The organism is Streptomyces sp. MK37H (genome assembly GCF_018035285.1).
Lineage (GTDB): Bacteria > Actinomycetota > Actinomycetes > Streptomycetales > Streptomycetaceae > Streptomyces > Streptomyces endocoffeicus.
Genome location: NZ_JAAAYH010000029.1, coordinates 25,952 through 42,099, shown reverse-complemented (window position 1 = coordinate 42,099; position 16,148 = coordinate 25,952). Strand labels below are relative to the sequence as shown.

Here is a 16,148-nt window from a genome sequence, read left to right as displayed (position 1 = left end):
CGGCCGTCCATGAGGCCGCCCGAGGCCCGGCGGATCAGACCGCCGCCGGGGCCACCCGCTCCGTTGCCGCCTCCTCCGTTGCCGCCCCCTCCGGGGCCGCCTCCCCCGTTGCCGCCTCCTCCGCGAGTGCCAGCGCGTGCAGCCGCTCCAGCCGCTCCCGCGTCTCCACGTCCGCCGGGGTGTACGTGAGCAGCTTGGAGCCCTGCTGGGGGCCGGTCCACAGGCTGGTGGAGGCCAGCCGGAGGATGCCCACCCGCGACTGGCGGTAGACCTTGATCTTGTCGCCGGGCCGGATCACCTCATGCCGCGCCCAGATCTCCCGGAACTCCGGTGAGGCCTCCTCCAGCCGCTTCACGAGCGCCTTCCAGGCGGGCTCGGCCACATGCTCGGCCATGACGGCGCGGAACTTGGCCGCCATCATCCGGATCGTCTCGTCCCGGTCCACCAGGCTGGAACGCCACTCGTCGTTGGTGAAGGCCAGCCACAGGCAGTTGCGGTCCTCCGGCGCCACCTGGTCCAGGTCGCACATCAGCAGCCGGTAGCTGCGGTTGTAGGCGAGCAGGTCGAAGCGGCTGTTCTGGACGCAGGCCGGGAACGGCTCGAGCCGCTCCAGCATGAGCTGCAGCGACTGCGGAATGCCCGTGCACTCGCTCGCCGGGGTCGGGTCGATGGCACCGGCGAGCGCGAAGAGATGGGCGCGCTCGCTGCGGTCCAGGAGCAGCGCGCGGGCGATGGCGTCGAGGACCTGCGCCGAGACATGGATGTCGCGGCCCTGCTCCAGCCAGGTGTACCAGGTCACGCCGACGGTCGAGAGCTGCGCGACCTCCTCGCGGCGCAGCCCGGGGGTGCGCCGGCGGCGGCCCCGGGGCAGCCCCACCTGCTCGGGCGTGATCCGCTCCCGCCGGCTGCGCAGAAACGCGGCCAGCTCGCCTCTCCTTGGGTCGCTCGCCTCCGGACGCCGTATCTCGGCCCCCGCGCTCCTGCTCTCGGCCGCGGCCCCTGCCGTCGTATCCCGCACCATCGTGGTCATGGCTCCAGGGTGCCCGAGGGCTCAGCCGGTTGCCAGGTACTTCTTGTACCAGGATAAAGACACTCTGGTACCAGCCTGAGCGACGCGGGACCTTCGTAAGCGTGACCGAAACACAGATTTCCACGATACGAACGAGAACCGCCGCCCCGGGTGCGGCGAAGACCCCCGGGCGGACCCACACCTCCGGACCCGCGCTGAGCCCCCTCGGTCTGTTCACCGTGCTGCTGGGCGCGGCGCTGCCGCTGATCGACTTCTTCATCGTCAATGTGGCCCTGCCCACCATGGACCACGACCTCCATGCCGGTCCGGCCGTGCTGGAGCTGGTCGTCGCCGGATACGGCGTGGCGTACGCGGTGCTGCTGGTCCTCGGCGGGCGGCTGGGCGACACCTTCGGGCGGCGTCGGCTCTTCCTCGCCGGGATGGCGGCCTTCGGGCTGACCTCTCTGGCCTGCGGGCTCGCGCCGGACGCCTGGAGCCTGGTGGGCGCCCGGGTGGCGCAGGGCGCCTCGGCCGCGCTGATGCTTCCGCAGGTGCTGGCCACGATCCACTCCTCGACCAGCGGTTCGCGCCGCGCCCGCGCGCTCAGCATGTACGGCGCGACGGCCGGTCTGTCCATGGTCGCGGGGCAGATCCTGGGCGGTGTGCTGGTGGCCGCGGACATCGCGGGCACCGGCTGGCGCGCGGTCTTCCTGGTCAATGTGCCGGTCGCGCTGATCGGCCTGGCTCTCGGGGTCCGTACGGTCCCCGAGACCCGCTCGGAGCGGCCCGCGCCGGTGGACGTGCCGGGCACGGTGCTGCTGGCGCTGTCGCTGATCACCCTGATGGTGCCGCTGACCGAGGGGCGGGCGGCGGGCTGGCCGCTGTGGACCTGGCTGGGGCTGGGCGCGTTCCCGTTCGTGGCCGCCGCGTTCTACGTCGTGGAGCGGCGCGCGGACCGCGCGGACCAGGCAGCGCGCAGCTCCGCTGAGGGCGGTGGCGGGCGAGGGGCCGGCCGGACGCCGCTGCTGCCGCCGAGCCTGTTCGCCCTGCCCGGGCTGCGGCGCGGGCTCGCGATGGTGGTGCCGTTCTCGATCGGCTTCGGCGGCTTCATGTTCGTCATCGCGGTCGCGCTGCAGCAGGGGCTGCGGTACGGGCCGGTGGAGGCCGGGCTGGCGCTGGCGCCGATGGCCACGACGTTCTTCGTGGCCTCGCTGATGGGGCCGCGTCTGGTGGGCCGCTACGGCAGCCGTGTGGTGACCGCGGGCGGGCTGATCCAGGCGGTGGGCATCGCGCTGCTGATGCTCGCCGTATGGCGGGACTGGCCGGACCTGTCGCTGGCCGGGCTGCTGCCGGGCGTCGCGCTGGCCGGGTTCGGGCAGGGGCTGCAGCTTCCGGTGCTGATCCGGATCGTGCTGGCCGATGTGCCGAGCGAGCGGGCCGGGGTGGGGAGCGGCGTGATGGTCACCACCCAGCAGTCGGCGCTGGCGCTGGGCGTGGCCACGCTCGGCACGCTCTTCCTGTCCCTGGAGCCGTCGGCGGGCATGGGCGACGCGCTGGTCATCACGCTCGCGGCCCAGCTGGCGGCGATCGCGCTGACCCTACTGATGAGCCTGCGGCTGCCGCGCAAGGTGTCGTAGGAGGTCGCGGAACAAGCGGAGCAACCGGAACAACCGGAACAACCGGACGGGGTGACTGGTAGGCGATGACAGATATTGAAATCTGTCATCGCATATGTCACGCTCTCCTTGGACACCCCACCCCGAAATCCCAAGGAGCACCCGTGCAGAACCGCCAGCTCGGCACCACCGGCCCCCAGGTCTCCGCGATCGGCCTCGGCTGTATGGGCATGTCCCCCATGTACGGCGCCGGCGTCGACCGCGCCGAGTCCATCGCCACCATCCACGCCGCCCTCGACGCCGGGATCACCCTGCTCGACACCGGCGACTTCTACGGCATGGGCCACAACGAACTGCTCATAAACGAGGCCCTGCGCACCGCCCCCGCGGTCCGCCGCGAACGCGCCCTGACCAGCGTGAAGTTCGGCGCCCTGCGCGGCCCGGACGGCGCCTGGACCGGCTATGACGGGCGCCCCGCCGCCATCAAGAACTTCCTCGCGTACTCGCTTCAGCGGCTGGGCACCGACCACATCGACATCTACCGCATCGCCCGCCTCGACCCGGCCGTCCCGATCGAGGAGACGGTCGGGGCCATCGCCGAGGCCGTACAGGCGGGTTACGTACGGCACATCGGCCTCTCGGAGGTGGGCGCCGAGACCATCCGGCGGGCCGCCGCCGTCGCCCCGATCTCGGATCTCCAGATCGAGTACTCGCTGCTCGCGCGCGGTATCGAGGACGAGATCCTGCCCGTCTGCCGTGAGCTGGGCATCGGCATCACCCCGTACGGAGTGCTCTCGCGCGGGCTGATCAGCGGCCACTGGAGCCGGGAGCGCACGATGGACGGCCAGGACTTCCGCAGCGGGGCTCCCCGGTTCCAGGGCGAGAACCTCGACCGCAACCTCGAACTCGTGGAGGCCCTCCGCAAGATCGCCGACGCCAAGGGCGTCAGCGTCGCCCAGATCGCCATCGCGTGGGTGCTCGCCCAGGGCGTCCGGCGCTCCACCGCCATCGTCCCGCTCATCGGTTCCCGCCGCCGCGACCAGTTGGCCGAGGCCCTGGGCGCGCTTGACGTTACGCTCGACGCCGACGACCTGGCCGCCATCGAGGAGGCCGTCCCGGCGGACGCCGCCGCGGGCGCCCGCTACCCGGAGGCCCAGATGGCCACCCTCGACAGCGAGAAGAAGTAAGGGATCCGATGCCGCCGCCGCCCGAGACCCCCCTGACGCCCGCCCGCATCCTCGAAGCCACCGAGGACGTGCTGCGCCGCTACGGCCCCGCGAAGGCCACGGTGGTGGACGTGGCCCGGGCGCTGGGGGTCAGCCACGGCAGCGTCTACCGCCACTTCCGCTCCAAGACGGCGCTGCGCGAGGCGGTCACCGAGCGGTGGCTGGACCAGGAGCACGACGACCTGTCCCGCATCGCCCGCGCCAAGGGCCCGGCGGCCGACCGGCTGGAGGACTGGCTGCTCACCCTGTTCGCCGCCAAGCGCCGTAAGGCGGGCGTCGATCCGGAGCTCTTCGCCACGTATCTGGCGCTGGCCTCCGAGAACAGCGAGACCGTCGCCCGCCATGTCGAGACGATGCTCGACCAGCTCACCACGATCGTCGAAAGCGGCATCGCCCGTGGGGAGTTCACCATGCGGGACGCCCGCGCCGCGGCCCGCGCGCTCTGGGACGCGACGACTCGATTCCACGACCCCGTCTACGCACCACGGTGGTCGGACCCGGACATGGACCCGGCCTTCGCGGCCGTCTGCGAGCTGCTGCTGGACGGTCTGCGGGCCCGTTAGAGCCGCCGGGCCCCGCTTGGAGCCGCCGGGCCCCCACTTGGGACTTGGGGCCACCGGAACCAGGGGTCCCGGCGACCGCGCGGAGGGCGCGGTTCGCGCTGCCGCGCCGGCGCATACGGCCGGAGTCGGTGCTGCTGGTCTCGGGGGCGGCGCTGGTCCGCTGGCCGTACGTACTGGCCCGGACGCTGCCGTCCACGGCGCGGGTCGGCCACGGGAACGTCGCGTGGGTGGGCCTGGACGCGGCCTCGAAGCGCTCGGGCTGCTCTCCACCGCCGCGCTGCGCCGGCGCGGAGCTGCCGCTGGCGGCGGTGTGCACTGCGCCGGCCCTCGGCCGGGAACGGCGGCCCACCGCCGTGGTCACCACAGACCAACTCACCACGGACCCGGTCACCACAGCCCAGCCCACGGACCCGGTCACCACAGACCAGCTCACCCCTGGGAAGCGGCCCACCAGACAATGACCGCAGCCGCCGCGAAACAGGCCAGCATGATGAGGACGACCTGACGCCGCGCCGCCGCGTCGGCGGTCATCCGCGGCGAGCCGAGGGCCCCGTGCGCCTGGGCGAGGTGATCGAGCCCCTTGTGCCGGGCGCCGCCGTGGGTGATCCGCTCCTGCCAGTCGCAGTGCTGGCAGCCGAGCAGCCGCCGCTGCCCCGGACCGTAGCCGTAGCTCACCTCGAAGACCGTGCCGTCCTCGTGGATGGCGGTGATGTGATGCGTCACGCCTCGCACGATTGGCGAACCCCCGTTCTGCCGAGTCGACGGGCCCCGGTGCCACGGATCTCGCGTCCGCGGCGCCGGAGCCCGTCGTCGGATATGTGTCCGGTACCCGTGTGGTCCGGGCGCGATGGCCCGAGCCGGGTCAGCAGCCGATCAGACGGCCGCCGAGGTAGGACTGGATCTGGTCGAGGGAGACCCGCTCCTGCTTCATCGTGTCGCGCTCGCGCACGGTGACGGCGTTGTCGTCGAGCGTGTCGAAGTCCACGGTGACGCAGAAGGGCGTGCCGATCTCGTCCTGGCGGCGGTAGCGGCGGCCGATCGCGCCCGCGTCGTCGAACTCGATGTTCCAGTGCTTGCGCAGGTCCGCGGCGAGCCCCTTGGCCTTCGGCGAGAGCTGCGGGTTGCGGGACAGCGGCAGCACCGCGACCTTGACCGGCGCCAGCCGCGGGTCGAGCCGCATCACGGTGCGCTTCTCCATCTTGCCCTTGGCGTTGGGCGCCTCGTCCTCGACGTACGCGTCGAGCATGAAGGCCAGCATCGCGCGGCCCACGCCCGCCGCCGGCTCGATCACGTAGGGGGTCCAGCGCTCGCCGGCCTCCTGGTCGAAGTACGACAGGTCCTGGCCGGACGCCGCGGAGTGCGCCTTCAGGTCGAAGTCGGTGCGGTTGGCCAGACCCTCCAGCTCGCCCCACTCCGAGCCGCCGAAGTTGAAGCGGTACTCGATGTCAGCGGTGCGCTTGGAGTAGTGGGAGAGCTTCTCCTTGGGGTGCTCGTACCACCGGATGTTCGCCTCCTGGAGACCGAGGTCCCGGTACCAGTTCCAGCGCTGCTCCATCCAGTACTCGTGCCACTTCTCGTCCTCGCCCGGCTTGACGAAGAACTCCATCTCCATCTGCTCGAATTCACGCGTACGGAAGATGAAGTTCCCCGGCGTGATTTCGTTGCGGAACGACTTGCCGACCTGCGCGATACCGAACGGCGGCTTCTTGCGCGAGGTCTGCTGGACGGCGAGGAAGTTGGTGAAGATGCCCTGGGCGGTCTCGGGGCGCAGATACGCGACCGAACCGGAGTCCTGGGTCGGGCCGAGGTGGGTGGCGAGCAGCCCGGAGAACTGCTTGGGCTCGGTGAAGCTGCCCTTGTTGCCGCAGTGCGGGCAGTTGACGTCGGCCAGGCCGTTCTCGGGGAGCCGGCCGTGCTTGGCCTCGTACGCCTCCTCCAGGTGGTCCGCGCGGAACCGCTTATGACACGAGGTGCACTCGGTGAGCGGGTCTGTGAAGGTGGCGACGTGGCCGGACGCCTCCCACACCTCACGGGCCAGGATCACGGACGAGTCGAGTCCGACGACGTCGTCACGCGAGGTGACCGTGGAACGCCACCATTGCCGCTTGATGTTCTCCTTCAGCTCCACACCGAGCGGTCCGTAGTCCCAGGCGGCGCGCTGGCCGCCGTAGATCTCGCTGCACGGGTAGACGAAGCCACGGCGCTTGCTGAGGCTGACGATGGTGTCGATCTTGTCGGCGGCCACGGTGCTCTCTTCATTGATGACGACATTGACGACGAAGCGAATGCTTCAGGTTACCGGCGGCGGCACCCCCCGGATCAAATCGATAGCCGAAGCGATCAACAAGAGGACAGTTGTTGACAATCGTTTCCATCTTTGTTGAAAATGAGAGTCATGAACATACGCCGCCTCAGGCCCACGACCGCCCTCGTGGGAGCCGCCGCACTGGGTCTGACCACCCTCACAGCCTGCTCCACCAACGCCGGGGACGGAAGGACGGACGGCAAGCTGGATGTGGTGGCGTCGTTCTATCCCATGCAATTCCTCGCCCAGCGGATCGGCGGGAACGCCGTCCATGTCTCCTCCCTGACCAGGCCGGGCGTCGAACCGCACGATCTGGAGATCAGCCCCCGGCAGACCGCCGATCTCAGCAAGGCCGGTCTGGTGGTCTACCTCAAGGGGCTCCAGCCCTCCGTCGACCGGGCCATCGCCCAGGCCGAGCCGAAGCAGGTCGCCGACGCCGCCTTGTACACCTCGCTGGAGGACCACGGCACGGAGGTCGAGGGCGAGCACGAGCACGGCGGCGAGGGGGAGGCGGGGCACGAGGGCGAGGAAGGCCACGAGGGGCACGACCACTCCGGCGACGCGGCCGCCGACCCCCACATCTGGCTGGACCCGGTGCGCTACGCCCAGGTGGCCAAGGGCGTCGGCAAGGCGCTGGAGAAGGCGGACCCCGATCGCGCCGCGACATACAAGAAGAACACCACCACCCTGGTCAAGGAGCTGAGCACGCTCGATCAGGACTTCCGAAGCGGTTTGAAGGGCCGTTCTTCGGACACCTTCATCACGACCCATGCCGCCTTCGGCTATCTCGCCGAGCGCTACGGCCTGCGGCAGGAGGCGATCTCTGGGCTCGACCCCGAGTCCGAGCCCAGCCCGGCCCGGGTCAGGGGGCTGCACACCATCGCCAAGAAGGACAAGGTCAACACCGTCTTCTTCGAAACCCTGGTGAGCGACCGCACGGCCAGGACGCTGGCGGGCGATCTCCATCTGCGGACCGATGTGCTGGACCCGATCGAGGGCATCGGCTCCAAGTCCAAGGGCGATGACTACATCCAGGTCATGCGAGCCAATCTGACGGCGCTGCGGAAGGCGCTGGGCGCCAAGTGACGGAGGAAGCCATGGAAGCCGAGGAGACCCGGGAATCCGGGGTGGCCGGGGAATCCGGGGTGGCCGGGGAATCCGGGATGGCCCGGGAATCCGGGGTGGCCGAGGCCCCGGCCGCGGAGCCCATATCCCTGCGCGGCGCGACGGCCACCCTGGGTGGCCGCCCCGTGCTGCGCGGTATCGATCTGACCGTCCGCCGCGGTGAGGTCGTGGCGCTGCTCGGCGCCAACGGCTCGGGCAAGTCCACCGCCGTACGGTCCATCGTCGGCCAGGTGCCGCTCAGCGGCGGTGAGCTGGCCCTCTTCGGCATCCCCCGCCGCCGCTTCCGCGACTGGGCGCGGATCGGTTACGTACCGCAGCGCACCACCGCCGCCAGCGGCGTCCCCGCGACCGTGCGCGAGGTCGTCTCGGCGGGGCGGCTGGCCCGCCGCCGGTTCGGGCCGCCGCGCAAGGCCGACCGGGCGGCCGTCCAGCGGGCGCTGGAGCTCGTCGGCATGGCCGACCGCGCCCGGGACCCGGTGAGCGCCCTGTCCGGCGGTCAGCACCAGCGCGTACTGATCGCCCGCGCCCTCGCGGGCGAACCGGAGCTGCTGATCATGGACGAGCCGATGGCCGGGGTCGACCTGGCCAGCCAGGAGATCCTCGCGGGCACCCTCCGCGAGCAGGTCGCCGGCGGCGTCACGGTCCTGCTCGTCCTGCATGAGCTCGGCCCGCTGGAGCCGCTGATCGACCGCGCGGTGGTGCTCCGCGACGGCTGCGTCGTCCACGACGGACCGCCGCCCAAGGCCGTGGGCCAGCACGCGCTGCCCGGCCACGATCACGTCCATCCCCATGCGGCGCCCGACGCCGAACCGATCCGGACAGGGTTGCTGACCTGAGATGCTCGAGATCCTCGACTACGCCTTCATGCAGCGGGCCCTGCTCGCCGCCGTCCTGGTGGGCATCACCGCGCCCGCCGTCGGCATCTACCTCGTCCAGCGCCGCCAGGCGATCATGGGCGACGGTATCGGCCATGTCGCCCTGACCGGCGTCGCTCTCGGCTTCCTGACCGGCACCAACCCGGTGTGGACCGCCGTCGCCGTCTCCGCCCTCGGCGCGATCCTCATGGAGCTGATCCGCTGGTACGGCAAGACCCGCGGCGATCTCGCGCTCGCGATGCTCTTCTACGGCGGGATGGCGGGCGGTGTGCTGCTGATCAACCTCTCGCCGACCGGCTCCAACGCCAACCTCACCACCTATCTCTTCGGCTCGATCACCACGGTCTCCCCCGAGGACGTCGTCGCGATCTCCCTGCTCGCCGCCTTCGTCGTACTGATCACCATGGGACTGCGCCGCCAGCTGTTCGCGGTCTGCCAGGACGAGGAGTTCGCCCGGGTGACCGGCCTCCCGGTGCGCACGCTCAACCTGCTGCTGGCCGTCACCGCGGCCGTCACTGTCACCGTCGCCATGCGCGTCGTGGGCCTGCTCCTGGTCAGCGCCCTGATGGTGGTCCCGGTCGCCGCCGCCCAGCAGGCCACCCGGGGCTTCGCGATGACGCTCGCGCTGGCGATCACCATCGGCGTCGTGGTGACCCTGTCCGGCACGGTCTTCTCGTTCTACAAGAACGTCCCGCCCGGCGCGAGCATCGTCGTCCTCGCCATCGGCGTCTTCGCCCTGATCACGGCCCTGGCCGCGCCCCTGGCGAAAAGACGCGCGGGGCGGGTGGCCGCGGCCGAGGAACGATGCACCCTGAGGGACGATGTACTCGTACAGTCCACTGCTCCTGGTCCACGCTCGTAGTCCACTGCCCGGCCGATGCTCGGCTCCGTCGCCCATCCCATCACTCTCGTCCGCTACCCAAGCGATAACTGGCACAATGGCCGGGCAGAAAGCGCAGTGGGCGCGGAACGAGCCCCGAGAGCGACGGAGCATGCGAGGTTGAGGAGGCAGCTGTGGCGACCGCCGGTCCCCCAGTACGCGGCCGGTCCACCAGGCAGCGCGCCGCGGTGGCGGCGGCACTGGACGAGGTGGACGAGTTCCGCAGTGCGCAGGAGCTCCACGACATGCTCAAGCACCGGGGCGACTCGGTCGGCCTGACCACCGTCTACCGCACCCTCCAGTCCCTCGCCGACGCCGGCGAGGTCGACGTCCTCCGCACCACGGAGGGCGAGGCGGTCTACCGCCGGTGCAACAGCGAGGAGCACCACCACCACCTGGTCTGCCGCGCCTGCGGCAAGGCGGTCGAGGTGGAGGGCCCCGCCGTCGAGAAGTGGGCCGACGCGATCGCCGCCGAACACGGCTTCGTGGACGTGGCCCATACGATCGAGATCTTCGGCACCTGCGGCGACTGCGCCGCGGCAAAGGCATCCCAGGGCTGACCCCCCACGTCGGTGGGTCAACCCCCACTCCACAGGGTCAGCCCTGACTCCACAGGGTCACCCCTGCGGTCCGCTTCCCCCCGGGGCCGTCACAGCCTTGTACTGAAACCACGCCCGTACGCGTGGCACCCTGCCCTTCGGCGGGGCGCCGAGTACGGTGTCAAGTACATGAACATTACGGCTACTTGGGGGAAGCCTGATGTCCTTGTTTCCTGATCTACCGGGGCTGCCGGGCCTCTTCATCGATCCGCCGTCCCCGAAGAAGACCGCGGGCGCCTTCCACACCGCGAGCGCGACGGGGCAGAGCAAGATCAAGCTGGACGACCCCGAGGCCGCCGGGAAGGCCCATTCGGGCTGGGCGGTCGCGAATCCCAACCAGGAGTGCGTCACGGCATGGCGCAACCGCCTGCACGAGCTCGGCAAGTCGGCGAGGGAAGCGGCCGCCGCCATCACCGATGCCATGGACGACTACATGGACACCGACCTCTCCATCGAGGCGGAACTCCGCAAGGACGCCCGCTGGCTGGAGGGTGCCTGATGGTCTCCGTGCCCGACCTCCGCTCCGCGAGCCCGCAAGCCTGGCGCGACGCCGCCACCGATGCCCTCAGCGCCGCCAAACACTGCGAGGAGATCGGCACCTTCGCCCGCGACGACGTGGCCCGCACGATCGAGAAGCAGTGGGTGTCCGACGCGGGGCTCGCCGCCCGCCGCACCTTCGTCAAGCACGCCGAGGACTACGAGGCGGCGCATCTGGCGCTGCGCGAGCTGTGCCGCGTCTACGACGACCTGGCCGACGAGATCGAGGCCGCCCAGCGCGATCTGAGCAGCGCGCTCGGCTACGCCAAGGACCATGAGCTGAGCGTCGACGACAGCGGGCGCGTCTCCCACTCCAAGCCGGTGGCCTCCGGACAAGGTGATGACAGCCAGTCGGAGCCGGTCCGGCACGCCCAGGGCATCATCGAGGACGCCCTGTCCCGCGCGACCAAGGCCGACACCACGGCGTCGGCCGCGCTGCGGACCATCAGGGGCCTCACGGAGATCTCCGACCCGAAGCTGGTCAAGGAGGCGCTGAAGAAGAACAGCCCGCTGGCCATCGCACTGCGCCTGACGGGAGCGCCCGACGGCCCGCATCCGATCAACGTCTCCCCCGCGCAGCTCGCCGCCGTGGAACGGGCCGCGAAGGAGACCGGAATGAGCAAGACGCTGCTGCTGTCGATCCTCTGGCAGGAGCAGCAGTGGTACCAGAACTACGACAAGGACGGCCGCGGTCTCCTGCCGAGCGTCGGCAGGGTGTTCAACTGGACGCTCCAGCAGACGATCAAGCCGGACAAGTCGCTCGGTATCACGCATATGAAGCTGGGGACGGCCCGTAAGGTCATGGCTGACAACCGCGATGTGTTCACCGCGGCGGACGGCACCTATCTGGGAGACCTCAGCGATGCCCAACTCACCAAGTACATCGAGGAGAACCCCAACGAGGACATCCGCCTGAGCGCCTACTACCTCAAGGAGTTGCAGAAGAATCCGTACGGCTCGGACACGGACAAGCAGTTGTTCGTGCTCTACGCCGCCGACACTCCCGACGTCCGGGAGAAGAACGAGCAGTACGGGGACGACTCGGACCACCGAGGGGGCGACATCAAGACCCGCGGGGAGAACTGGGACAAGCTCCAGCCGCGTCTCGAGGACGCCAAGGCGTGGGAGGCCCTGAGCGACGAAGAGCGCCAGAAGGCCCTGGAGCAGTTGGAGGGCTCCACCCCCAAGGGGCACTCGTTCACCATCGACCCGATCTACGGCGGTGAGACACTCGGCACCGGAACCGGCGATCCGGAGCCCGGTACTCCGTCGCCGGAGCCCGGGAAGTCCCCCACCCCGCCGTCCTCGGGTGGCAAGAACGACGATGGAGGCGGCGGGGGCGGCGGAGGCGGCGACAAGAAGCCGGCCGAGCCAAGCCCCGGTCTCACACCGCGTCCCTCGGCGACGGGCTAGGCCCCCTGAAGAAGTGAGTTCATGAAGCGAGTGATCAGCGTGTTCGCGGCGGGGGTGGCCATGGCCGTCCTCGCCGCGTGCGGCAACACCACGCAGGGCGGCACCGGCTCGTCGCCCAGCCCGCGCGCCACGATGCCGGGCAATGTGCCCACGAAGCCCGAGTACACCGACGCCGACGCGGTCGTGGAAGCCCTCGAGGCGGGCGGTGTCCCGTGCGAGGTCACTCGCCGCTCGCAGGGCAGTGGGCGCGGGGGGTCGAGCCTCGGATGCGCGTCCGTCATCGACGGCACGAAGTTCGAGAACGACATCCACGTGCTCAATCCCGAGGTCTTCGACCGCGACGAGGTCGGCGATTCCATCGCCTCCCGGAGAAAGCCCCCCAGTGGCCAGACCCTGGTCGCCGCGGGTCACTGGTTCGTATGGGTCACCGAGCCCCGCTTCGCGAACCGGATCGCGGCCGCTCTCGGCGGCGTCGTACTGCCGCCCAAGAAGGCCAAGATCCCCGACTATCCGCTCCCGGACATCCCCCGCACCCCCCGCTACCGGACCGTCGGCGCCCTCGCCGACGACCTCGCGGCGGCGGTGGGCTGCGACGACCGGAAGCAGCGCTCGGACACCGTCCTGACCTGCACCACCGGCACGGACACCGGCTCACCCAACTGCGCCACCCTCGCCCTGCACGCCTCGGACGCCGACCGAAACGCCGTGCTGCGCGAGGCCATCGCCTACAAGGGCGTGCCCGCGACCCTGGTCACGGCCGGCAACTGGACCGTCAACCTCTGCGACTACGACCTCGGGTCACGCGTCGCCGACACCCTGCACGGCACGGTCGTGTCCTACGACGGAGGCTGACCGCCAATGCCCTCGGAAAACCCCGACCGCACCCCCATCCGTGTGCTGCGCCGAGTGGGCTCCGTGCTCGGGCGGGGGCGGGTGGCGTTTGTGCGGGGCTGGGCGCATCCGCGGCTGAAGTGGCCCAAGCGGGTGGCGGCGGGTGCCGCTGTGCTGCTGGTGGTGCCCGTGCTGACCGCCGGGGTGTCGCTGCGGCTGCAGTACGCGGGGGATCCCGCGCCCGGGACGCGGACCCGTGAGCGGGACGCGGTGTGGCTGGGGCATGCCTGGGTGGACGGGCGCAATGGTGAGGCTCAGCTGGCCGAGTTGGTCCAGCGGATGCGCGGCACCGGCGTCCGGGATCTGTACGTCCACGCGGGCCCGCTGGAGCATGACGGCAGCCTGCCCAGGGCGCGCTATCCGAAGGCCCGGTGGCTGGTGGACGCGGTACGGCGGGAGCTGCCCGGGGTGCGCGTCCAGGCGTGGCTCGGCGATGTGCTGTCCACCGAGGGCAAGACGGGGATGGACCTCGGCGAACCGGCGACGCGCGAACGCGTCGTGCGCTCGGCGCGCCAGGTGCTGGACGCGGGGTTCGCGGGCGTCCACTTCGATCTGGAGCCCCTGCACTCCGGCGACCGGGACTACCTCTCGCTGCTGGACGATGTGCACGCGGTCACCCGCGCCCGTCGCGCACCGCTGTCGGTGGCCGCCCACCAGATCGACCCCCTCCCCTCCCTCCACTCCGTCGCGGGCTTCGTCGCCGGTCACCCCAAGTGGTGGTCGCAGTCGTACTTCGGCGCGGTCGCCCGCCGGGTCGACCAGATCGCGGTGATGTCCTACGACACGGCGATGCCCATGGAGAGCCTGTACGGAGGCTATGTGGCACAGCAGACGCGACTGGCCCTGGAGGCGACCCCGCGCGGCACCGACCTGCTGATGGGCCTCCCGGCCTTCCACACCGACGACATCGGCCACCACGAATCGGCCGAAACGGTGGCGGCGGCCGTCCGGGGCGCCCGCCTCGGACTGAGCCGCGAGGACGCGCGCCGCAAACGGTTCGGCGTCGCGCTGTATGTGGACTTCGCGGCGACGCCGGGTGACTGGGCCGCGTACCGGAGGGGCTGGGGCGTGCCGAAATCGGATTGATCTCGGTGGGGGTTGTGGGTACGGTGCCCGACGTGATGAGCCCTGAATCAGACAGAACGGAGCCGCCGGTCGCTCGGCGGCGAGTCGTTCTCTGACCACTGACCTGGTTCCTGGGTCCACCGACCTGGTTTCTGGGTCGATCTCGCTTCCAGCGACCGGACACGACTCCGTGTGTCTGGTTCCGTTTCGGGCTCGTGGCGTACACGTAGTCCGACATCCAGCACGCGGCTGCTCTTGCCCGCATACGCTCATCCATCGCTGGAGTCGACCTCTTGCCTGTCTTCCTTTATGTCCTCGCGCTCGCCGTCTTCGCGCAAGGAACGTCCGAGTTCATGCTGTCCGGCCTCGTACCGGGAATCGCCCGCGACCTCTCCGTATCGGTGGGAGCCGCGGCGAGTCTGACGTCCGCTTATGCGATCGGGATGATCGTCGGCGCCCCGGTGATGGCCGCGTTGAGCGCGCGCTGGCCGCGGCGTCGCGCGCTGGCGGGCTTTCTGGCGGCGTTCGTCGTCGTGCATGTGATCGGCGCGGTCACGACGGACTTCGCCGTGCTCTTCGGGACGCGTGTCGTCGCCGCGATCGTCAACGCCGGTTTCCTGGCGGTCGCGATGTCCGTGGCGACGGCCCTCGTCCCCGCGGAGCAGCGCGGCAGGGCCACCGCCGTGCTGCTGTCCGGGGTCACGCTGTCGTGCGTCGCGGGCGTCCCCGCGGGCGCGCTGCTCGGGGACTGGTCCGGCTGGCGTTCCGCGTTCTGGGCCGTGGCCGCCCTGTGCCTGCCCGCGCTGGCGCTGGTCTTCCGTCAGGCGCCCGCCGACGCGGCGGGCCGGGCGGAGGTCTCGATCAGGCGGGAGGCGCGTGCGTTGCGGTCGCGTCCGGTGCGGTGGGCCATGGTCCTCGCGGCCGTGGTGAACGGGGCGACCTTCGCTACCTTCGCCTACCTGGCCGTCATCGCCACGGACATCGCCCACCTTCCGGCCGCCGCGGTCCCGGCCCTGCTCGCCGCATTCGGGGTGGGCGCCTTCGTGGGGGTGACCACGGCCGGGCGTACGGCCGACGGCGGGCTCGGGAGGGGCCTGCTCCTGGCGCTGTGCGTCCTGCCCGTGGGATGGGCCCTGCTCGCCGTGACCAGCCCTTACGCGGCCCCGCTCTTCGTCGTGACGATCGTCCAGGGCGCCCTGTCGTTCGGCATCGGCTCAACGCTCGTCGCCCGCGTCATGCATGTCGCGCCCCAGGCCCCCTCGCTGGGCGGCTCGTTCGCCACGGTCGCGCTGAACGCGGGTGCGTTCCTGGGGCCGTTGACCGCGGGCGTCGCGACCGGGACGACGGGCGACTACCGGGACGCGGCGTGGGTCAGCGCCGCCCTGGCCGCGACGGCGGTCGCCACCGTCGCGGCATCCCGGGCGCGGGTTGCCCGCGCCGGGGTCGAGGAAGCCGGATAACCCACCGGCCGGTGGTCGAGTGCGACGTCAGCACGTCCAGCAAGGCTTTGGTGGGCTGACGTCGTACTCCCTCCGATGCCATCAGCCCAGGCTCAGGCTCCAGACGTCCCCATGCCCCGGGCAGTCGTCACGCTCCTCCTCGCTATCCACCACCAGCACGGAGACCTTGGTCTCCGGTACTCGGTATTCGAGATAACCGCCTTGAGGGCGAAGATCGATGTCAGGCGCGTCGGGGGTCCGTGACAGCTCCTCCCGCAGTTCGCTCCAGGAGCAGTACTCCGGGAACTCCACGCCCGTGTCACGGCGCCATTCCGCTGCCATGCCCTGGTCATCAGCCGCCAGTCGATGCAGTTCGATCATGCCGCTGGTCATGCTCCACTCCCCCGGGCCGCCGGAGAAGTAGAGCTCCACGAATCCGTAGTCCCTGCGGAGCGTTCTGTGCCCCTCGTCGGCCACTTCGATGAAGTCGGCCTTCACTGCCTGATCGACCTCTCCGATGGACGATCCAATGCCGACGCCGTGAAGCCGAGCAGTGGAAATCACCCTCGCCAGAACCACGATGCCATCCACGCACCCTCCCCTTA

At 70.7% G+C, this 16,148-nt stretch carries 17 protein-coding genes; 13 read left to right on the top strand and 4 right to left on the bottom strand.

What is annotated here, in order from left to right; genetic code table 11:
- Positions 1-34 precede the first annotated feature (34 nt).
- Entirely contained in the window at positions 35-1,030 is a 996-nt protein-coding gene (locus GWI24_RS07270) for a helix-turn-helix transcriptional regulator (RefSeq protein ID WP_374103279.1), read from the bottom strand.
- Between the two features lie 101 nt (positions 1,031-1,131).
- Between GWI24_RS07270 and GWI24_RS07265 the strand changes: the two genes are divergently transcribed.
- The 4 genes from GWI24_RS07265 (at position 1,132) to GWI24_RS07250 (ending at position 4,875) form a co-directional block, all read left to right on the top strand.
- Positions 1,132-2,646, top strand: a complete 1,515-nt coding sequence (locus GWI24_RS07265; RefSeq protein WP_210945069.1) for an MFS transporter — start codon at positions 1,132-1,134, stop codon at positions 2,644-2,646.
- Positions 2,647-2,789: 143 nt separating this feature from the next.
- Positions 2,790-3,812: an aldo/keto reductase gene (locus tag GWI24_RS07260; RefSeq protein WP_210945068.1), complete on the top strand. Its 1,023-nt coding sequence runs from the start codon at positions 2,790-2,792 to the stop codon at positions 3,810-3,812.
- A gap of 8 nt (positions 3,813-3,820) precedes the next feature.
- A complete protein-coding gene (locus GWI24_RS07255) occupies positions 3,821-4,414 on the top strand; it encodes a TetR family transcriptional regulator (protein ID WP_210945067.1) in 594 nt (197 codons plus the stop codon).
- A gap of 44 nt (positions 4,415-4,458) precedes the next feature.
- Positions 4,459-4,875 (top strand): hypothetical protein, encoded by a 417-nt coding sequence (locus tag GWI24_RS07250; protein ID WP_210945066.1) that lies wholly within the window; start codon positions 4,459-4,461, stop codon positions 4,873-4,875.
- On the opposite strand, the gene GWI24_RS07245 is transcribed toward GWI24_RS07250, so the two are convergent.
- Positions 4,844-5,137: a hypothetical protein gene (locus GWI24_RS07245; protein WP_247616006.1), complete on the bottom strand. Its 294-nt coding sequence runs from the start codon at positions 5,135-5,137 to the stop codon at positions 4,844-4,846. The genes GWI24_RS07250 and GWI24_RS07245 overlap by 32 nt on opposite strands.
- 139 nt (positions 5,138-5,276) lie before the next feature.
- Complete coding sequence (locus tag GWI24_RS07240) at positions 5,277-6,659, bottom strand: glycine--tRNA ligase (protein WP_210945064.1); 1,383 nt, start codon at positions 6,657-6,659, stop codon at positions 5,277-5,279.
- 150 nt (positions 6,660-6,809) lie between these two features.
- Between GWI24_RS07240 and GWI24_RS07235 the strand changes: the two genes are divergently transcribed.
- The 9 genes from GWI24_RS07235 (at position 6,810) to GWI24_RS07195 (ending at position 15,564) form a co-directional block, all read left to right on the top strand.
- Positions 6,810-7,805 carry a metal ABC transporter substrate-binding protein gene (locus GWI24_RS07235; protein WP_210945063.1) on the top strand — a complete coding sequence of 332 codons (996 nt, stop codon included), beginning with the start codon at positions 6,810-6,812 and terminating at the stop codon, positions 7,803-7,805.
- A 77-nt stretch (positions 7,806-7,882) separates the two neighbouring features.
- Entirely contained in the window at positions 7,883-8,680 is a 798-nt protein-coding gene (locus GWI24_RS07230) for a metal ABC transporter ATP-binding protein (protein WP_210945074.1), read from the top strand.
- A gap of 1 nt (position 8,681) precedes the next feature.
- Complete coding sequence (locus GWI24_RS07225) at positions 8,682-9,581, top strand: metal ABC transporter permease (RefSeq protein WP_210945062.1); 900 nt, start codon at positions 8,682-8,684, stop codon at positions 9,579-9,581.
- Between the two features lie 152 nt (positions 9,582-9,733).
- Complete coding sequence (locus GWI24_RS07220) at positions 9,734-10,159, top strand: Fur family transcriptional regulator (protein WP_020871449.1); 426 nt, start codon at positions 9,734-9,736, stop codon at positions 10,157-10,159.
- Between the two features lie 199 nt (positions 10,160-10,358).
- The gene (locus GWI24_RS07215) at positions 10,359-10,697 is read left to right on the top strand and encodes a hypothetical protein (RefSeq protein WP_210945061.1); all 339 of its coding nucleotides are present in this window, start codon (positions 10,359-10,361) and stop codon (positions 10,695-10,697) included.
- Positions 10,697-12,148 carry a hypothetical protein gene (locus tag GWI24_RS07210; protein ID WP_210945060.1) on the top strand — a complete coding sequence of 484 codons (1,452 nt, stop codon included), beginning with the start codon at positions 10,697-10,699 and terminating at the stop codon, positions 12,146-12,148. The genes GWI24_RS07215 and GWI24_RS07210 overlap by 1 nt, the downstream gene beginning before the upstream one ends.
- A 21-nt stretch (positions 12,149-12,169) precedes the next feature.
- The gene (locus GWI24_RS07205) at positions 12,170-13,000 is read left to right on the top strand and encodes a hypothetical protein (RefSeq protein ID WP_210945059.1); all 831 of its coding nucleotides are present in this window, start codon (positions 12,170-12,172) and stop codon (positions 12,998-13,000) included.
- A 6-nt stretch (positions 13,001-13,006) separates the two neighbouring features.
- Positions 13,007-14,125, top strand: coding sequence for a hypothetical protein (locus GWI24_RS07200; protein ID WP_247616005.1), 1,119 nt, complete (start codon positions 13,007-13,009; stop codon positions 14,123-14,125).
- A gap of 272 nt (positions 14,126-14,397) precedes the next feature.
- Positions 14,398-15,564 (top strand): Cmx/CmrA family chloramphenicol efflux MFS transporter, encoded by a 1,167-nt coding sequence (locus tag GWI24_RS07195; protein ID WP_210945058.1) that lies wholly within the window; start codon positions 14,398-14,400, stop codon positions 15,562-15,564.
- Between the two features lie 81 nt (positions 15,565-15,645).
- Here GWI24_RS07195 and GWI24_RS07190 read toward each other — a convergent pair whose 3' ends face one another.
- Positions 15,646-16,134, bottom strand: coding sequence for a hypothetical protein (locus tag GWI24_RS07190; RefSeq protein WP_210945057.1), 489 nt, complete (start codon positions 16,132-16,134; stop codon positions 15,646-15,648).
- Between the last annotated feature and the right edge of the window lie 14 nt (positions 16,135-16,148).

Excerpts from the sequence above, each read along its gene's own strand:
- GWI24_RS07270 (WP_374103279.1), bottom strand. The coding sequence starts at position 1,030 with ATGACCACGATGGTGCGGGATACGACGGCAGGGGCCGCGGCCGAGAGC.
- GWI24_RS07255 (WP_210945067.1), top strand. The coding sequence starts at position 3,821 with ATGCCGCCGCCGCCCGAGACCCCCCTGACGCCCGCCCGCATCCTCGAA.
- GWI24_RS07235 (WP_210945063.1), top strand. The coding sequence starts at position 6,810 with ATGAACATACGCCGCCTCAGGCCCACGACCGCCCTCGTGGGAGCCGCC.
- GWI24_RS07230 (WP_210945074.1), top strand. The coding sequence starts at position 7,883 with ATGGCCCGGGAATCCGGGGTGGCCGAGGCCCCGGCCGCGGAGCCCATA.
- GWI24_RS07225 (WP_210945062.1), top strand. The coding sequence starts at position 8,682 with ATGCTCGAGATCCTCGACTACGCCTTCATGCAGCGGGCCCTGCTCGCC.
- GWI24_RS07215 (WP_210945061.1), top strand. The coding sequence starts at position 10,359 with ATGTCCTTGTTTCCTGATCTACCGGGGCTGCCGGGCCTCTTCATCGAT.
- GWI24_RS07210 (WP_210945060.1), top strand. The coding sequence starts at position 10,697 with ATGGTCTCCGTGCCCGACCTCCGCTCCGCGAGCCCGCAAGCCTGGCGC.
- GWI24_RS07205 (WP_210945059.1), top strand. The coding sequence starts at position 12,170 with ATGAAGCGAGTGATCAGCGTGTTCGCGGCGGGGGTGGCCATGGCCGTC.
- GWI24_RS07200 (WP_247616005.1), top strand. The coding sequence starts at position 13,007 with ATGCCCTCGGAAAACCCCGACCGCACCCCCATCCGTGTGCTGCGCCGA.